At 65.1% G+C, this 17,378-nt stretch carries 12 protein-coding genes; 4 read left to right on the top strand and 8 right to left on the bottom strand.

Annotated features, from left to right (window positions below; all coding sequences use genetic code 11):
* Positions 1-153 precede the first annotated feature (153 nt).
* Positions 154-2,271 (top strand): metallophosphoesterase, encoded by a 2,118-nt coding sequence (locus tag NHH88_19425; protein USX11868.1) that lies wholly within the window; start codon positions 154-156, stop codon positions 2,269-2,271.
* Between the two features lie 83 nt (positions 2,272-2,354).
* On the opposite strand, the gene NHH88_19420 is transcribed toward NHH88_19425, so the two are convergent.
* Entirely contained in the window at positions 2,355-3,899 is a 1,545-nt protein-coding gene (locus NHH88_19420; protein USX11867.1) for a cryptochrome/photolyase family protein, read from the bottom strand.
* 113 nt (positions 3,900-4,012) lie between these two features.
* On the opposite strand from NHH88_19420, the gene NHH88_19415 reads away from it, so the two are divergent.
* A complete protein-coding gene (locus NHH88_19415; GenBank protein USX11866.1) occupies positions 4,013-4,255 on the top strand; it encodes a TIGR02450 family Trp-rich protein in 243 nt (80 codons plus the stop codon).
* 161 nt (positions 4,256-4,416) lie between these two features.
* Here NHH88_19415 and NHH88_19410 read toward each other — a convergent pair whose 3' ends face one another.
* From NHH88_19410 to NHH88_19400, 3 genes are all read right to left on the bottom strand, one after another.
* A complete protein-coding gene (locus NHH88_19410; GenBank protein ID USX11865.1) occupies positions 4,417-4,842 on the bottom strand; it encodes a BLUF domain-containing protein in 426 nt (141 codons plus the stop codon).
* An 18-nt stretch (positions 4,843-4,860) separates the two neighbouring features.
* Positions 4,861-5,568, bottom strand: a complete 708-nt coding sequence (locus NHH88_19405) for a GTP cyclohydrolase I (protein ID USX11864.1) — start codon at positions 5,566-5,568, stop codon at positions 4,861-4,863.
* Between the two features lie 68 nt (positions 5,569-5,636).
* The gene (locus tag NHH88_19400) at positions 5,637-6,602 is read right to left on the bottom strand and encodes a MerR family transcriptional regulator (GenBank protein USX11863.1); all 966 of its coding nucleotides are present in this window, start codon (positions 6,600-6,602) and stop codon (positions 5,637-5,639) included.
* A gap of 153 nt (positions 6,603-6,755) precedes the next feature.
* Here NHH88_19400 and NHH88_19395 point away from each other — a divergent pair, with 153 nt between their 5' ends.
* On the top strand, positions 6,756-7,748 hold the full coding sequence (locus tag NHH88_19395) for an FAD-dependent oxidoreductase (GenBank protein ID USX11862.1): 993 nt from the start codon (positions 6,756-6,758) through the stop codon (positions 7,746-7,748).
* Here the strand turns inward: NHH88_19395 and NHH88_19390 are convergent.
* The 3 genes from NHH88_19390 to NHH88_19380 all read right to left on the bottom strand — a co-directional run bounded on the left by NHH88_19390 (position 7,726) and on the right by NHH88_19380 (position 13,329).
* The gene (locus NHH88_19390) at positions 7,726-9,888 is read right to left on the bottom strand and encodes a TonB-dependent receptor (protein USX11861.1); all 2,163 of its coding nucleotides are present in this window, start codon (positions 9,886-9,888) and stop codon (positions 7,726-7,728) included. The two genes, NHH88_19395 and NHH88_19390, sit on opposite strands and share 23 nt — an antisense overlap.
* Before the next feature lie 78 nt (positions 9,889-9,966).
* Positions 9,967-12,171: an ATP-binding protein gene (locus NHH88_19385; GenBank protein ID USX11860.1), complete on the bottom strand. Its 2,205-nt coding sequence runs from the start codon at positions 12,169-12,171 to the stop codon at positions 9,967-9,969.
* Positions 12,172-12,177: 6 nt separating this feature from the next.
* Positions 12,178-13,329, bottom strand: coding sequence for an aminotransferase class I/II-fold pyridoxal phosphate-dependent enzyme (locus NHH88_19380; GenBank protein ID USX11859.1), 1,152 nt, complete (start codon positions 13,327-13,329; stop codon positions 12,178-12,180).
* Between the two features lie 123 nt (positions 13,330-13,452).
* On the opposite strand from NHH88_19380, the gene NHH88_19375 reads away from it, so the two are divergent.
* A complete protein-coding gene (locus NHH88_19375; protein USX11858.1) occupies positions 13,453-14,631 on the top strand; it encodes a branched-chain amino acid ABC transporter substrate-binding protein in 1,179 nt (392 codons plus the stop codon).
* Between the two features lie 160 nt (positions 14,632-14,791).
* On the opposite strand, the gene NHH88_19370 is transcribed toward NHH88_19375, so the two are convergent.
* Positions 14,792-17,083 (bottom strand): TonB-dependent receptor, encoded by a 2,292-nt coding sequence (locus tag NHH88_19370; GenBank protein USX11857.1) that lies wholly within the window; start codon positions 17,081-17,083, stop codon positions 14,792-14,794.
* Positions 17,084-17,378 lie beyond the last annotated feature (295 nt).

Here is a 17,378-nt window from a genome sequence, read left to right as displayed (position 1 = left end):
TTTATTATGTTCTGATGTTCTAATATATCAGCGTGGAACCCGCATGATTGCTCAATCTCTTGACTGGATCGGCAAGTGACTTGCATGTTGTCATGAACACGTCACGCTGCGGAAATAGACTTGGCGCTTCACTATTTTTTGAGCACGAGTCACATGAGCGAACAAGGCAACAGCAAATCCCTGGTCACCACCGAATCCGGCAGCGCACCGCGCCCGCAGCGCCGCACCTTGCTGAAGATGGGTCTGGCCTCGGCGTCGGGCCTGTCCGTCGGCGGCTTGCTGGCGGGCTGCGGCGGCGGCAATAGCGAGGTCGGCAGCACCGGCAACGGCGGCGGCACCGGCCCGGTCGTCGTACCGCCGAGCACGCAGATCTCCAGCTTCGCCCTGGCCGTCCTGCCGGACACGCAGTTCTATTCGCGCTACGCAACCTCGTCGGAAAGCAATCAGTACCAGCGCCACTACGGCAACGAGCCGTTCGCCGCGCAGACCAACTGGGTCGCGCGCAACGCCGCCGCGTTGAACATCCCGTTCCTGATCCACCTGGGCGACGTGGTCGACCAGGTCGGCAAGCCGGAGCAGTGGAAGGTGGCCGACAGCGCCATGCAGGTGCTGGAAGTGAACAAGGTGCCGTACTCTATCCTGGCGGGCAACCACGACGTCGTGAATGACCTCGACTACACCGGCGACCAGACCAAGGGCACCGACACCCAGCGCGTGCTGGCCAACGAGCCTTATCTGCAATGGTTCGGCACCCGTCGCGCGCAGCGCCAGGCCACCTTTGGCGGGCGCGACAGCACCGGCTTCCACGAGTACCACATCTTCACCGCCCAGGAACAGAAGTTCATGGTGCTGTCGCTGTCGTGGCGCATTTCCGACGCCGGCATCGCCTGGGCGCGCAAGGTCATGGCCGACAATCCGACCTTGCCGGTGATCCTGGTCAACCACCAGTTGCTGAACATCGCGGCCGACGCGCTCAGCCCGCTGGAGACCGACTACGGCAAGATGCTGTGGGAAAAACTGATCCGTGACAACGATCAGATCTTCATGACCCTGAATGGTCACCACCACGGCGCCGCGCGCCTGACCAAGACCAACAACTTCGGCAATGCCGTCGAGGAAATGGTGGTCGACTACCAGATGGACTACCAGGGCGGCAACGGTTTGATGCGCCTGTACGAATTCGACCTGACCAACAACCAGATCAAGGTGCTGTCGTTCTCGCCGTGGGTGCCGATGAAACCGGCCGACACCCTCAACGCTTTCGACCGCGCCGTGCTCACCGAGCCGAACGAGGCGTTCACCATCAACATCAACTTCGCCAAGCGCTTCGCCCGCTTCAACGCCACGTTCGGCACCGGCAAGGCGACGGTGGCGTCGTCGCTGGTCGACCAGGCCAAGGCGCTGGTCCTCAAGGGCTACACCGAGCCGGCGGTTGTCGTGCCGGTCGCGCCGAAGGACGCCGACGATTATCCGAAAGTGGCGTCGACCGTGGCGCACTGGCGCTTCTACGGCGGCGCCGAGGGCGCGGCGGTGGCCCCCGGCACCCGCATCGCCGACGTCACCGGCGCCAATCCGCTCACGCGCGACGCGCTCAACAAGGGCGGCATCGTCGGCGCCGAAGCGGGCGATATCGTCTGGAGCAGCGACCGCCACCGCCTGTCGTCGGCGCCGGGTTCGGTCAGCTTCATCAACACCGACAAGAACACGCCGCGCCTGAGCTATTTCGTCACCGACCCGTCGGCCGCGATCAATGCCCAGACCTTCGCCAAGACCGGTTACACGATCGAAGCTTTCGTCAAGATCAACCAGGCGTGGGACAAGTCCAGGCACGCGTGGATGAACATCATGACGCGCGACGGCAAGCGCGGCGACCTGGCCGGCTTCGACGGCGGCGATCCGGAGTCGCCTCCGCTGCTGTTCGCCATCTCCAGCCTGCGCGAAGTGCAGTGGGAAGTGGTGCCGGACGTGGTGGGCGCGCGTGGCGGCCTGGCCAGCTGGTCGGGCGAGATCATCGCCGGCACGTGGGTGCACATCGCCATCGTCAACGACCCGGTCACGCACGACACGGTGATGTACGTGGAAGGCGCGCCGGTGCTGCGCAACAGCAGCAAGGTGGTCGGCCTGGCGACGTTGTCGGCGACGTCGCAATGGGTGGTGGGCGGCGGCTCGTGGGATGGGGCGCGCGCCGACGGCTTCTTCGGCAACATCGGCGAGGTGAGGGTGGCGGCGGCCGCGCTGCCGGCCGCGCAGTGGTTGACGGCGCGGCGTTAATGAGGTGATGCTGGGTCATGGATGCGTTATCGACGGCGCATCCATGGCCGATTACGCTTCGCTAATCCGCCCTACGTGTTTTCTCACAAATCCGCCAGCGTGGCGCGCGTGCGCGCGGCCTGCTGCTGCAATGCGTCCAATGCGGGTTTATCCATGCGTTTGATCTGTAGATAAACCATGTTGAGTCGATTGTTCTTCCCCAACGAGTTGCGATTGCGCTCGAAGAAATCCCAGTACATCGCGTTGTAGGGACAGGCCCTCTCGTCGATCCGCGCCTTCTTGTCGTAGTGGCATCCCTTGCAGTAGTCGCTCATACGATCTATATATGCCGCGCTTGAAACGTATGGCTTGGTGGCGAGCAGGCCGCCGTCGGCGTACTGGCTCATGCCCAGTGTATTGGGCAGCTCGACCCACTCGAAAGCGTCGATGTACACGCCCAGATACCACTGGTGCAGCTCATAAGGCGACAACCCCGCCAGCAGCGAGAAATTCCCGATCACCATCAGCCGGTTGATATGGTGGCTGTGCGCGTGTTCCAGCGACTGCCCGATCGCCGTCGCCATGCAGCGCATGCGTGTTTCGCCCGACCAGAACCAGTGCGGCAGTGGCGTGGTGTGGTTGAAGGCGTTGAGCCGGTCGTAACCCGGCATGCGGTGCCAATACACGCCGCGCACATATTCCCGCCAGCCCAGTATCTGGCGGATGTAGCCCTCGGCCGACGCCAGCGGCACGGCGCCGTCGCGCCACGCCGCCTCGACCCGCCCAATCACCGTGCGCGGATCGAGCATCTTGCTGTTCATCGCGAACGACAGCAGCGAATGGAACAGGCGCCAAGCCTTGAAACTCATCGCATCCTGGAACTGGCCGAAATGCGGCAAGGCGTGTTTGACAAAGCGCTCCAACTGCTCCAGCGCCTCGTCGCGGTTCAGCGGCCAGCCGAAATCGTTGGCGTTCGGTTCGCCGAAGCTGCGCGCGCCGGCCGCCTGTATCGTGTTCCATAGTTCGCTGTGGTCGTGGCGCCCGCGCAGATCCGCCGGTTCCCATGGCATGCCTTTCCAGGCTTCGCGGTTGTCGTGGTCGAAGTTCCATTGGCCGCCGGCGGGCTTGCCTGTTTCCGACACCAGCACCTGGTGGCGCAGGCGCATGTGGCGGTAGAAGCGTTCCATCAGCCAGTTGTCGTGGCCTTCGAACAGCGCGGCCGCCTCGTCGCGGTCGGTGTAGAAATGCTCGGTGTCGTCCATTGTGGACGGGATGGACAGGCCGGCGGCGTAGTCGGCTAGCTGGCGGTCCAGCCGGTACTCGTCCGGCGCCTGCCAGCGGAAGGCCGCCGCCTCGTAGTGCGCGATCAGATGATCGAGATTCGCGGGAAGCGATTGACGGTTGCCGGGATCGTCGATGGTCAGATAGTGGACGCGGTGGCCGTTCTCCCGCAGCCGCCGCGCCAGATCGCGCATGGCCGCGAAGATGGCGATGATCTTTTGCGCGTGGTGCAGCACGTAGTCGGTTTCCTGACGCACTTCCATCATCACGAAGACCACGTCGTCGCGCGTTTGGGCGAACCAGCTGTGCTGGCAGTTCAGTTGGTCGCCCAGAATGAGCTTGAGTGTGGGTTTGCTGGTGCGGTTCATGCGGCCACCTTAGAGGAAGAAAAATCCTCCGTCCAGCGTGCGCATTGCGATTGTGCCGCAAAAATGGTTCAATGGCGGTTCAAACGGCTTCGAGGGGAGTGATGATGGATGCCATGACAACAAAGCCAGCGCCCGCGCTGCGCTTGAGTCCTCAAAAACTCAGGCTGAGCAAGTGGACGGCGGTCACGCCGAGCAACAAGGAAAAGCATTTCATGGTGGTGGAGCTGGTCGAGCCGGTGCGGGAGGGCGGGGCGGTGGAGGAGATCGTGCTGGAGGCGGTGCATTCGCGCCGCCGGCAAACGATGCCGTGGCGCGAGTTGGCCGACGGCGCCAATTGGCGTCAAGGCTGGAAATAAGGTGAATTGTGAGCGCTTCTAAAACACGTAGGGCGGATTAGGCGGAACGCCGTAATCGGCCAGCGATGCGCCCCAGCGGCTCGACGATGGCCGATTACGCTGCGTTAATCCGCCCTACGTGTCTCCGCGATTCGTGTTGGTCGCGGGCCCGAGTCCGCGCATCAGGCGCGGCCCAATACCGCCGCCGCAGCCATCAGCTCATCGATCAACGCCAGGGAGCTTTTCCCCGACAGCGAATGCGGGTCGAACTCCGCCGTCGCCGAGTAGCGCAGCAACGTGCCCGGATTGAGCTTGTTCAAATTGGTCTGCCCCATGGTCCAGCCGGAGTAGCGGCGTTCGCAGATTTCCTCGTAATGCAGCAGCACCACGTCGGTATGGCGCGTGTCGCGCAAAATCTTCCCGTACAGGCGGTTGACCTGGTCGCGCCCACCCTCGATGACCTGCAGGTAGGCGCGGTCGCTATGGCACAGCACGCCGGTGATGCCGTGCTTGGGATTGTAGGCATGCGAGTGCTGCATGATGGCCGTGACCGCGCCCGTTTGGGTATCTGCGGCCGCGCGGCTGGCGTACAAAAGTCGGACGAGCATTCGTATTCTCCCGTGATATCAGCGTTTGATCAGCGACAGGAACTCGCGCCGCAGGGCCGGGTCCTTGAGGAAGGAGCCGTGCATGACGCTATTGATCATGCGCGCGTCCATGTCCTTGACGCCGCGCCACTGCATGCAAAAGTGGTCCGCCTCCATGATAACGGCCAGGCCGTCCGGCTGCATTTTCTCTTGCAGCAGATCGGCCAATTGAACCACCGCCTCTTCCTGGATCTGCGGCCGGCTCATGATCCAGCTGGCCAGGCGCGCATATTTGGACAGGCCGATCAGGTTGGAGTGCTGGTTCGGCATGACGCCGATCCAGACCTTGCCGATCACCGGGCACAGATGGTGCGAGCACGCGCTGCGCACCGTGATCGGGCCGATGATCATCAACTCGTTCAGGTTGGCGGCGTTGGGGAATTCGGTCACTGGCGGCATGTCGACGTAGCGGCCGCCGAACACCTCGTTCATGTACATCTTGGCGACGCGGCGCGCGGTATCCTGCGTGTTATGGTCGCTGACGGTGTCGATGACCAGGCTCTCCAGCACCTTCTGCATATGGCCGCTAACTTCGTCCAGCAGCTGGTCCAGCTCACCGGGTTCGATGTAGGCGGCGATATTGTCGTTGGCATGAAAGCGCGTGTTGCTGGCGATCAGGCGCGCGCGGATGCGCTCGGAGGCGGTGGTGGTGGCAGGGCGATATGCCGGAGGCTGCTCGGTGGTCATGCGGTAGTCCAATCAGAAATTCAAATTAAGAGTACAACTGCTAGTACAACTGCGGGTGCGGTGGTGTTTCACTGCTTGTCGGGCAGGGGCAGGCCTTCGGCATACGCCAGTCGTTCCAGCGCCTGCTCCATCATAACGCGCGCGTGGCCGGCGCTGCGGCCCAGGTCTTCGTGCAGCGCCGCGTCGCTGGCGTTGCGATTTTGGCACTGGTAGCTATAGCGTTCGAAACTTGCCAGCATCATCAGTATATCCGCCAGATGGCGAGGGCACTCACAATTGATGCTGGAAGAGGCCGACGACAGCGCCGCCAGTGCCTGGTCGTCGAGGCGGCGCGGTGGCGCCGCCGTGATCGGACCTGGCGGCGGACGCGCCGCGCCAGTCAGCGCCGTGCTGCATAAAACCGCCACTTCGGCGGCGTCGGACGGCGCGCGCGCCACCAGGCAGCCATGTTCACGCAAGCGGCGAACGGTCGCGCTATCGCAGAAACGGTACAGAACCACCACGGTGCGCACCTGCATCGCGCGGCGCGCTGCCTGGATTTGCGGCAGCGCGTCGGCGCTCATCTCGGACGATTCGATCAGCAGCACGTCGGCCGTTACGCCGGCCATGGCCTCTGCCGCGCCTTCGAGCTGGAAGCAGCTGGCGACGATATCGAGCTCCGGCGAAGTGCGGATGGCGCTAAGGCGGCGCGCCAAACCGGCGCCTGCCACCGCGATCTTGATCGTTTGCGTGGCGGCGCCGGGGGCGGCGGGCGAAGGCGCGGCGCCGGCCAGCGCGATCAGTTCATCGGCCGCAAGCCGGGCCACGGTGCCGATCGCGTGTCCCTGGTCGACCACGCGCTTGAGCAGGCCCAGCCGGCGGACCTGGTCGGCCGAGTACAGGCGTTGGCCGTGTGGCGAGCGGTCGACATCGGAGACGCCGTAGCGGCGCTCCCACACGCGCAGTGTTTCCACCGGCAGGCCCGCCAGCCGCGCGGCCACGCCGCTGCGATAGCCTGTGGGCTTCAATTCTGGTTTCGGTTCGGCTTTCGACATGTTGCTCCTCTTTCGCTATTTTCCGCATTCTAGCAGTTTGCGGGTCATCGTGTCGCTTGAACCGAAATTGAACCGCTGAAAGCTCGCCGAGCCTTCTGCCGCCGCGTTCTTCTCTTTATACTTTGGACTTTATATCGAAAAGGACTCATCGCCATGCCTGAAACACGTCTTAATGTGGCGGTGGTCGGAGCCGGGTTGGCCGGCCTGTCATGCGGACGGCATTTGCAGAACGCGGGTTGCCGCGTGACGGTATTCGAGAAGGCGCGCGGCCCCGGCGGCCGCATGAGCACCCGCCGCGCCGACGGCTGGCAGTGCGACCACGGCGCCCAATACTTCACGGTGCGGGACAACGCCTTCCGCGAGGAGGTCGCGCGCTGGGAGGCGGCCGGCGTGGCCGCGCTGTGGGAGCCGAAGATCGCCGTCATCGGCGGCGGCAAGGCTGAGCCCGATAGTGTCGTGCGCTTCGTCGGTGTGCCGCGCATGAGCGCTCCGGCCGCGTGGCTAGCCGGCGGCCTGCAGGTGCACAGCGGCGTCACCATCGATGATATGCGCCATGAGGAGGAAGGATGGCGCCTGCATTCGAAGGAGCATGGCTTGCATCCCGAGCGTTACGACGCGCTGGTGCTCGCGGTGCCGGCGCCGCAGGCGGCCGTGCTACTGGAACCCTTGTTGCCACTGACGGCGATGCAGTCGAACGCCGTCGCCATGCTGCCCAGCTGGACCTTGATGCTGCGTTTCGCGCAGCCTTACAAGCCGGGGTACGACGCCGCCTTCATCAACGACGGGCCGCTGCGCTGGATCGCGCGCGACAGTTCAAAACCCGGCCGTGCCGGTAGCGAGGTGTGGGTGCTGCAGGCCAGCGCGGAGTGGAGCGCCGTCCACATCGAGGATGACGAGACGGTTGTGACGGCGCTGCTGCTGGACGCCTTCGCGAAGCTCGGCGGTCCGGCGCCGGAAGCCGTCACCGCACACCGCTGGCGTTACGCCAAGGCCGGCGCGGCGTCGTCGCGGCAGGCTGTGTGGCTGCCTGCGGTGCAGGTCGGCCTGTGCGGCGACTGGCTGGGTGGCGGCCGGGTGGAGGACGCGTGGTTGAGCGGCCTGGCGCTGGCCGCCAAGGTGCTGGCTAGAACTCCGTGCTTGCCGTGAGCGCGAAACTGCGCGGCGCCCCGAGCACCAGATAACCGGTGCCCTGAGAGCCGCCGGCGGAGGCCCAGTAGCGCTTGTCGGTCAGGTTGTCGACGCGCACCCGCAGCGTATAGGTTCGGCCATCCAGATCGAGCTGGAATCGCGCGCTGGCGTCGAGCCGGTTCCACGACGGCAGTTCCTGTGTATTGGCCGCGTTGACCGCCTGCGACGCCGTGTGCAGCGCGCGCGCCGACAGGCTCAGGCCCGGCATGCCCGGCACATCCCAATCGACGCCGAAATTGACCTGCGACTTGGGGATGCCGATGACGTCCTTGCCGTCGGTTGCGCCGCCGGCGGTGCGCTCCTGCGTGGCGTCGAGTAAAGTCACGCCGCCCAGCACGCGCAGTCCGCGCAGCGGTTCGCCGAAGGCCGAGAATTCCGCGCCACGGTTGCGCTGCTCGCCATCGATGCCGAATACCCTGCTTGCCGGGTTCAGCACGCCCTGCGGCTGGGTGGTGGTGAACAGCGCGACATTGGCGCCGAAGCGGCCGCCGTCGTACTTCGCGCCCACTTCTTTCTGGCGCGATTTGTACGGCGCGAAAATCTGGCCGACGTTGACGGCTGTCGATCCGGCCACCGCGCCTTGCTGCAGGCTCTCGATATAGTTCGCGTACAGCGACACCTGTTTCGACGCCTTGTACACCAGCGCCGCGATCGGCGTGTTGGCGCTCTCGCTGTAGTCGGCGTTTTGCTTGCCCGTGTTGTAGGCGTAGCCGGTCTGCCGGATTCTTTGATGGCGCACGCCGACCGTCAGCAGCACGCTGTCGTCGAGGAAGCCCATGCTGTCGGCCACCGCGCCGCTGACCAGCTTTACCTCGTTGGTGGTGCGCGGGTCGGACATGGCGTTGCCGAACGTGGTCAGAAGCGGCAGGGCCATCACCGGCGGGTCGTACAGCGACGTCGCCTGATAGGACGATGTGGCGTAGGCGTTGCGCGAATCGAGATCGAAGCCGGTCGTCGTCACCGCCAGCTTGTGGCTTACAGGACCGGTGCGCAGCGCGGCGCGCAATCCCAGTTCGCCGGTTTTGATATCGTCTTCGCGGGCGTTGTCGAAACGGCGCATATTGCCGGCGCCGGCGCTGGAAGTAAGGTTCAGGGTGCTGCCCAATCGATTGAGTTCATGGCCGCGTCGCCCGCCGAACGAGGCCCACGCCACCACGTCCTTGGCCACGTCCCACTCGCCGCGCAGGGTGCCGAAGACATCGCGCTCGCTGGAGTAGTCCCAAGGCTGGCCGTAGTTGGCGCTGCCGTCCGGCGCCGCTGGAATCGGCAGGGTGGTGGCGACGTTGACGGCCGGGCGGGCGTTGCTTAGCTTACTGCCCTGCCAGCCCAGGTCCGCAGACAGCCGGAAGCCGCGTCCGCGATAGTCGGCGCCCAGCGCGGCCAGTTGCAGCTCGCGGTGTTCGTCGTCGATGGCGGTGCCGCCTTTGCGCTGCACGGCGTTGAAACGCAGGCCGATGCGGTTTTCGTCGCCGAAGCGGCGGGCGATGTCGGCCGCCAGGTGGGTTTGACGTCCCGATTGCAGGCCGGCGCTGATTTCGGTCAGCGGCACGTTGGGCGCGCGCTTGGGCAGCAGGTTGATGGCGCCGCCGATGCCGCCGCCGGACGGCGAGGCGCCGTTGAGGAAGGTGTTGGCACCCCTGAACACTTCCACGCGTTCCAGCAGTTCGGCCGCGATGTACTGGCGCGGCAGCACGCCGTACAAGCCGTTGTAGGCCAGATCGTCCGAAGCGACCGGAAAGCCGCGAATGATGTACATCTCCTGGTAATTGCCGAAACCGCGCGCCACGCGCACCGAGGGATCGCTTTGCAGCACGTCGGCCACGCTGCGCGCCTGCTGGTCCTGGATGAACTGCTGCGTGTAGTTGGTGCTGTTGAACGGTGTGTCCATGTTGTCCATGTTGCCGAGCAGGCCAACGCGCCCACCCCTGGCGACCTGTCCGCCGGCGAAGGCCTTCGACAGGCCGGCGGCCGAGGCGTCGGCGCTGGCGCTGATGACGACTGTTTGCAGTTCCGTTTCGGTCTGGGCCTGCGAGGGCAGGCAGTGGAGGGCGGTGAGAACGGCGGCGGCGAGACGCTTGCGCGCGGGAAGATGAATCATGATGACCATGGCAAATGAGAATGAGAGTAATTATCATTTGGATGGGCGTGTTTGTACAGTCCCCCTAAAGGAATAGGTCTAGTTCAGCGTCGCGATCACCGCGAGCAATCTGTCGACATCGACCGGCTTGACGAAGTAATGATCGAAGCCCGCGTCCTTGGCCAATTCGCGGTCCTCGCGGCGCCCGTACCCGGTCACCGCCACCAGGGTGGCGTTGGCGGTCTGCGGCAGCTTGCGCAGCCCCCGCGCCAGGTCGTTGCCGCTGAGGTCAGGCAGGCCGATGTCGAGCAGGCACAGTTGCGGCGCGACCGACTGCGCGATCTCCAGTCCCGCGTGCGCGGTATGGGCCAGGAAGACCTCGTGGCCGACGGTTTCCAGCAACAGCTGCAAGGTCTGCGCGGCGTCGATGTTATCGTCGACCACCAGCACGTGCAGCTTCGTTTGCGGCGCGGCCACCGGCTTGGCCGCCACCGGCGCCTGCGCGCCCGCCGTGCCGGGCAGCTTGATGGTGAAGGTGCTGCCTTTCTGGTCGCCGCCGCTGTCGACAACCACCGTGCCGCCATGCAGTTCGACCAGCGTCTTGACCAGCGCCAGGCCCAGTCCCAGTCCGCCCTGCGAACGGTCGGAATTGCGGTCGGCCTGCGCGAACAGCTCGAACACGCGGCCGCGCAATTCGTCCGACATGCCGATGCCGTTGTCGCTGATGACCATCTTGACTTCGCCCGCCTCCGCGCGCACCAGCAAACGGATAACGCCGCCGGCCGGCGTGTACTTGGCCGCGTTGTTGAGCACATTGACCAGCACCTGCACCAGCCGTTTATGGTCGCCCATCACCTGCAGCGGCGTCTCCGGCAGCACCAGGTCGAAGCGGTGCTGCTTGGCGCGCATCATCGGGTCGGCCTGTTCGATGGCGTCGGCGACGACGTCGGCCACGTTCAGTGGCACCCGCGTCAACGTCACCAGGCCGCGCGTCACGCGCGAGACGTCGAGCAGGTCGTCGACCAGCCGGGTCATGTGCGTGACCTGGCGCACGATGATGCCGGCGGTGCGTTCGACCGCCTGCGGGCTGGCGTTGCCGCTCTGGAGCAGCTGGGCCCCGGCGCTGATCGGCGCCAGCGGATTACGCAGTTCGTGCGCCAGCATCGCCAGGAATTCGTCCTTGCGCTGGTCGGCCTGGCGCAGCTGGGTCTCGGCCAGCAGGTGCTGCCGCTCTTTTTCCTGCAGCGCGGCGGCCATGGCGTCGAGCGCGCGCGCCAGTTCGCTGATCTCCTCGTTGCCGTAGGTGATGCCGCTGCGCGCGGCCAGGGTGCCTGACGCGATGCTGTTGGCGGTGGTGGCCAGCCGCTTGACCCGGCGCAGCACCAGCACGTCGCCGACGAACCACGCCGCCAGCAGCGCCAGGATCAGGGTGACCGCCAATGCCAGCAGGTCGAGCTTCTGGTCGCGGCGGGCCACGGCGGTGATGTCGTCGGCGGGAATGCCGATCGTGACCGTGTAGTCGGACAGCCCGTTGTTGCCGACCCGGGCGAAGCGGTGCAGCCGTTCGACGCCGTCCGGGCCCGTGAGCAGCACAGGTTTTCCCGGCTCGCCGGCCATGGCCGCGCGCATCTCCGGCCACACCTGTTTGCCGAACCACTGCTCCGGATGGGGCTTGCGGGCGATGATTTTGCCGTCGGAATCGGCGGTCATCAGCAGGGAGCCGGGCGGCAGCTGGATGTCGGCGACGAAGCGATCGAGCTTGGTCAGGTCCAGCGCGGCGAACACCACGGCCTGCACCTGCTGGCCCTCGTCGAGCAGCGGATAGGTGAGGTTGACGGTGTGCTTCTGGATCACGCGGCCGAAGACGTAGCCGCCGGCGACAAACCGGCGCAGGTGGACGGCGCGGCGGAAATGCGTGCGGTCTCCCAGATTGACCATGGTCTTGGACGGGATGGCGGTGCAGGTGACATCGCCGTTCAACTGGACCAGGCCAAAGTTGGCGTAGTCCGGATTCTGTTTGTGGATGTTGGCCAGCAGGCGGCTGCAATGGGCCTGGTCGCCCGTCAGATCGGGCACGCTGGCCAGGTCGCGCAGGATCTGGCGCGCGCTTTCGATCGATTGCGCCTCGTTGGCGGCGGCCAGGTTGGTCAGCTGCTGCAGGTTTTCCTCGGCCACGCGGATCGCGTGTTCCCGTTCGCGCACGCCACTGACGATGGTCATCACCGCGATCGGCGCGATCGCCAGCGCCACCAGTAAAATCAGCCGGCTGCGCAGGCTATTGAGTTGGAAGAGGAGGAAGGCCACAGCGTGTCAGTGGGCGCGGTACAGTGCGTCGCCGAAATCGACGATGGCTTTGACGCCTCGCCGCAGCGTGGCCACGTCGTCGGAGATATAGCCGATGCGGATGTAGCCGGGCATGCCCAGCGCCTCCCCCGGCATCACCGCCACCGAGCGCTCGGCCAGCAGCCGTTCGGACAGCGCGGTGGTGTCCATCGTCAGCGGCGAGACGTCGGCCCACAGGTAAGGGCCGGAGGCCGGGCGGCGCATCGTCAGCCAGGGCAGGCCGGCGGTCAGGTCGAGCACCAGATCGCGGCGGGCGCGGTAGTCGGCCAGCATCGCGTGCGGTTCGCCCGATTCGAAAGCGGCGGCCAGCGCCAGCTGGATCAGCATCGGCGCGGCGGCGGTGATCGGACCTTGCAGCGTTTCCATGGCCGACACCAGATCCGGCGGCGCCACCGCGAAGCCGGCGCGCCAGCCCATCATCGCGTAGCTTTGCGAGGCCGAAAACAGCGTGACGACGCCGATCTCGCGCCAGTCCGGGCGCGATGCCAGGCTGATATGGGCGCCGTCGAAAATCAGCTTCTCGTAGCTCTCGTCGACGATTGCGTGGGTGCCGGTGCGTTTGAGCCAGGCGCCGATGCAGTCGATTTCGGCGGCCGTGAGCACGGCGCCGGTCGGGTTGTGCGGGTTGTTGATGATCAGGACCTTGGCGGGCGGCAGGCTGTCCAACAGTTCGGCGGTGATCACGTCGGGCAGGTCGACCAACACCGGTTCAAGTCCAAGCAGCTTGCTGGTCGCCACGTAGGCCGGCCAGTGCGGCTTGAAGATGATCACGCGGTCGCCCGGATCGGCCATGACATATAAAGCCTGATACAGCGCCTGTTTGGCGCCGTTGGTGACGAGGATGTCGGCCGGCGTGGCGTCGATGCCATTTTCCTTGACGGCCTTGGCGGCGAGCCGCGAGCGGATCGCCGCGTCGCCGACGACGGCGGTGTAGGCCAGCGACGGCTGGCGCAGGCCCGCGCGGGTCGCTTCGAGCACCGCCTCGGGCGCCTGGAAATGGGAGATGGCGATGGAAAAATCGATCACGTCCTCGCCGCGCGCCTTCATGGCGTCGACACGGCCGTGCATGGCCGTGGTGGCCAAAGGCTTTGAACGCGCGATGCGTTGGGAAATTGCCATATTGATATCCCGGAGGCAAATGTTTCGATTAATTATTTTACTTCAGTTATACCAGCAGCAACGCACGGAATGCAGAGTCTGGTGTCGGATGGTATCCTTGCCAAGTTAACCAACGAGGATTGTATGAAGTTCCCAACAAAAGCAACTGTAGTAAAAACAACGACGATCGCCGGCGCCGTGGCGCTGGTTCTGGCCACCGGCGCCACCGCCGCGCAGGCCGAAGACATCATCAAGATTGGCCATGTGGCGGCTACCTCCGGCCCCATCGCCCACCTGGGCAAGGACAACGAAAACGGCGCCCGCATGGCGGTCGATGAGCTCAACGCCAAGGGCGTGGTCATCGGCGGCAAAAAATACAAGATCGTGCTGCAGGCGGAGGACGACGCCGCCGATCCGAAGCAGGCCACGGCCGCCGCGCAGAAACTGGTGGACGCCAGGGTGCAGGGCGTGATCGGGCACGAGACGTCCGGCACCTCGATTCCGGCCTCGCGGATTTACTACGACGCCGGCATCCCGCAGATATCGCCGTCGGCCAGCAACCCGCAGTACACGCGCCAGCGCTACAACACCACCTTCCGCAATGTCGCCAACGACGAGCAGCTGGGCGCCGCGCTGGCCCGCTACGCGATGCAGCAGGTGAAGGCCAAGCGCATCGCCGTCATCGACGACCGCACGGCCTACGGCAAAGGCCTGGTCGACGAATTCGTCAAGAACGTCAAGCGTGGCGGGGCGGCGACCGGGTCGAGCATCGTGTCGACCCAGTTCACCAACGACAAGGCGACCGACTTCAGCGCCATCCTGACGGCGGTCAAGGCGACCAAGCCGGATATGATTTTCTTCGGCGGCATGGACGCCGTGGCCGGCCCGATGCTGCGCCAGATGAAGCAGCTGGCGATCCCGATCAAGTTCATGGGTGGCGACGGCATGTGTTCCGATTCGGTGCCGCGCCTGGCGGGTAACGCCATGAGCGACGGGCAGGTGATCTGCGCGGAGGCGGGCGGGGTGGAGCCGTCGCAGGAGAAGGGCATGGCCGATTTCCGCGTGGCGTACAAGAAGCGGTACGGGATCGACGTGCAGACGTACGCGCCGTACACCTACGACGCGCTGATGACGATGGTGGCGGCGATGCAAAAAGCCGGCTCGCCCGATCCGGCCAAGTATCTGCCGGAGCTGGCGAAGATCCAGTACAAGGGCGTGACCGGCAATATCGCGTTCGATGCGCGCGGCGATGTGAAGGATGGCGTGCTGACCATCTACACGTTCAAGAACGCCACGCGCGAGAAGCTGGCGGTGGTGAAGTAAATCGACACGGGGTCACTCGAGTGACCTCGGAGACACGTAGGGCGGATTAGGCGAAGCCGTAATCGGCCATGCATGCGCCGCCGACGGCTCATGGATGGCCGATTACGGCGTTCCGCCTAATCCGCCCTACGTGTTTTAGAACGTTTCAGATTCCCGGGCATCAGGCGCCCGGCGGCCCGCCGCCTGGCCCAGGTCCGCCTGGTCCGCCCGGTCCCATGCGCGGTCCAAAGCCGCCGCCTTCACGCTCCGACGATGCGCCGCCGGCGCCGCCGAAACGGTACGACAAGCCCACATAAAACACCCGGCCATCGAACCGCCGCGTGCTGGTCTCGCGCAAGGTGCTGCTGTTAATGACCGTCTCCATCTTGTTCTTATCCAGCACATCGGTGATGTTGGCCACCAGGCTCAGTTGCGACGTCAACGCATGGCGCGCGCTCAGGTTGAGCGTGCGGTTCGGCGAGCGGTAGCCTTGGCCCGACAAGGTCTTGCCCATCATCTGCAGCGCCAGCTGCATCTGCGTGGGGGCGCTGTACTGGTAGTTCAACCGCAGCCGGCCGCTCAGCGAATTGGCGGTGCGCGTGCTATACACACCGGTGTCGTCCTGCGACCGCTGCTGGCTGCGCGCGAGGTTGCCACTGGTGTTGATCGTCAAATTGGGCAGCAACTTGCCGCTGACGGTGAATTCCAGCCCGCTCGAGTGGCTACCTTCGCCGTTTTGCTTGGTGGTCAGCAGCACGTTGTTGGCGATGAAGTAGCGGTAGTCGACGATGGCGTCCGAGTCCTCGCGATAGTAGGCGCGCAGGTTGGTCTCCAGGCCGGCGACCTTGGTCTCGTAGCCCACTTCGAACGAATCGGTCTTCGTCGGCATCAGCTGCGGATTGCCGGCAGAGACGTTGAACTCATCGCGGTAGACCTGGTAGGGATTGAGGTCGTTGGCGCCGGGGCGGCGGATGCGGCGCGCGTAGGCGAAGCGCATATTTGCCGTGTCGTTGACTTTATAGGTCGCGAACAGGCTGGGAATGAAGTTGACGTAGCTGTTCTTGTCCTCCGTGCCGCTGGTGATCTGGCGGATGTCGATGTCGGTGTACTCGGTGCGCAGACCGGCCAGCGCGCCCCAATTTTCGCTCAGGCGCATCTGGTAGGAGCCGTACAACGCCAGCACCGTCTCGTCGACTTCGAAGCGGTTGGTGCGCGCCGGGTTAACGATGGCGATCGACGTCAATGGATCGATATCCGTGTAGAGGGTGTCGAACGAGCTTTTGGTGCTGGCGGCCTTGTAGCCTGCCTTGGCCGAGCCGCCCCACAGCGGGCGCTCGTAGTCGCCGGTGAAGTCGACCACCTTGATGGCGGTGTCGCTGTGCTGGAAGGCGCGCGTGTCGGCGAAGCCCGGCGTGGCGTAGTCGTTGGCGTAGTTGCTGTCGTTTTCGTTGTCCGACGAGGACACGCGCAGGTCGATCTTCAGCGATTCGCCCGGCAGCTCGCCTTTGTGGTCGTAGCGTCCGCCCCAGCTGTAGTTGCGGCTGTCGCCTTCGCGCGTGGTCGAGCGCACGTAGTCGCTGGCCGGGCTGAACGAGGTGGCGCCGTTGATGTAGCGGTCGGTGCCGCGCTGGTCGTTGGTGCGGCCGTTGTAGGAGGCGCTGGCGGTCAGCGTGTCGGTCTGGTTGAGGTTGTAGCTCACGGTGCCGTTGGCGCCGACCATGTCGTTGAGGCCCTTGCCGACCGACGACTGGCTGCTGTGGACGAACTCGCCGGTGGACCGGTCGAGGCGGTCGCGGCTGACCTCGGCGGTGGAATTGCGGCCGTCGTGGCGCACGTTGAGGCCGCCCTGGAAGCCCCAGGCGCCCTCGTTATAGCTGCCGTTGACGGCGCTGTTGTAGCGGCCGTCCTTGCCGGCGTTGGCGTTGACGGTGCCGAAGCCGCCCGGCTTGCGGTTGCGGCGCATCACCAGATTGAGGATGGGCCCGCCGCCGCCCTCGTTGCCGAACTGTGCGCCGGGGTTGTTGATGACCTCGACCGATTCGATATCGTCGGCGCCCATGGCCTGCAGCGCGGCGCCCCGGTTCTCGCCCTGGAGCATGGCCGACGGTTTGCCGTCGACCAGGATCTGCACATTGCTGCTGCCGCGCAAGGTGACGGTGCCGTCCGGATCGACGGCGACCGACGGCACGTTGTTGAGCGCGTCGGCGGCGGTGCCATTGGTGCTGGAGACGTCGGACTTGACGTCATAGACCTGGCGGTCGATGCGGTTGGTCGGGCGCTCGCCGGCGACGGTGACGGACGGCACGACGGCCGCGTCCTTCGCCGGCGTCGGCGTGGCCGTGGTCGTGTTCGGCTTCGCGGCCGGTTTTTCGACTGTGTTCTGGGCCAGGGCGCCGAGCGGGGCGGCCAACAGCACGCCGAGCGAGCCGCCGGTCAGGCACTGGGACAGGAGTTTCTTTTGCTTCTTTTGCATGAGGCTGGCGGGCCGCCGGGCGGCGCCGTCTTATTTGATGTTGGAAGCCTGCTATTTTACAGAAGCCCCATGCCAATTATTGCCATTTACAAATCTTTACCAACATGAAGCTTGCAGAAACAAACAAACCGTTGTTTCCCGGAGCCCTCACCAAAACCCTCGGGGGTCAGGTCCGACATTCGGACACGGGCTGGTCCATCGGAGTACCGTTTTGATGGGTTCGTGTCCGAATGTCGGACCTGACCCCGGTCTGCGGTCTGTCTTTTGGTGGAGCAGAATCGTGCCTCCGGCGCAC

Source organism: Oxalobacteraceae bacterium OTU3CAMAD1 (assembly GCA_024123915.1).
Taxonomy (GTDB): Bacteria; Pseudomonadota; Gammaproteobacteria; order Burkholderiales; family Burkholderiaceae_D; genus Rugamonas.
This window is presented reverse-complemented; position numbering and strand designations above follow the sequence as displayed.

Excerpts from the sequence above, each read along its gene's own strand:
- NHH88_19395 (USX11862.1), top strand. The coding sequence starts at position 6,756 with ATGCCTGAAACACGTCTTAATGTGGCGGTGGTCGGAGCCGGGTTGGCC.
- NHH88_19375 (USX11858.1), top strand. The coding sequence starts at position 13,453 with ATGAAGTTCCCAACAAAAGCAACTGTAGTAAAAACAACGACGATCGCC.
- NHH88_19425 (USX11868.1), top strand. The coding sequence starts at position 154 with ATGAGCGAACAAGGCAACAGCAAATCCCTGGTCACCACCGAATCCGGC.
- NHH88_19420 (USX11867.1), bottom strand. The coding sequence starts at position 3,899 with ATGAACCGCACCAGCAAACCCACACTCAAGCTCATTCTGGGCGACCAA.
- NHH88_19410 (USX11865.1), bottom strand. The coding sequence starts at position 4,842 with ATGCTCGTCCGACTTTTGTACGCCAGCCGCGCGGCCGCAGATACCCAA.
- NHH88_19390 (USX11861.1), bottom strand. The coding sequence starts at position 9,888 with ATGATTCATCTTCCCGCGCGCAAGCGTCTCGCCGCCGCCGTTCTCACC.
- NHH88_19380 (USX11859.1), bottom strand. The coding sequence starts at position 13,329 with ATGGCAATTTCCCAACGCATCGCGCGTTCAAAGCCTTTGGCCACCACG.
- NHH88_19415 (USX11866.1), top strand. The coding sequence starts at position 4,013 with ATGACAACAAAGCCAGCGCCCGCGCTGCGCTTGAGTCCTCAAAAACTC.
- NHH88_19370 (USX11857.1), bottom strand. The coding sequence starts at position 17,083 with ATGCAAAAGAAGCAAAAGAAACTCCTGTCCCAGTGCCTGACCGGCGGC.
- NHH88_19405 (USX11864.1), bottom strand. The coding sequence starts at position 5,568 with ATGACCACCGAGCAGCCTCCGGCATATCGCCCTGCCACCACCACCGCC.
- NHH88_19400 (USX11863.1), bottom strand. The coding sequence starts at position 6,602 with ATGTCGAAAGCCGAACCGAAACCAGAATTGAAGCCCACAGGCTATCGC.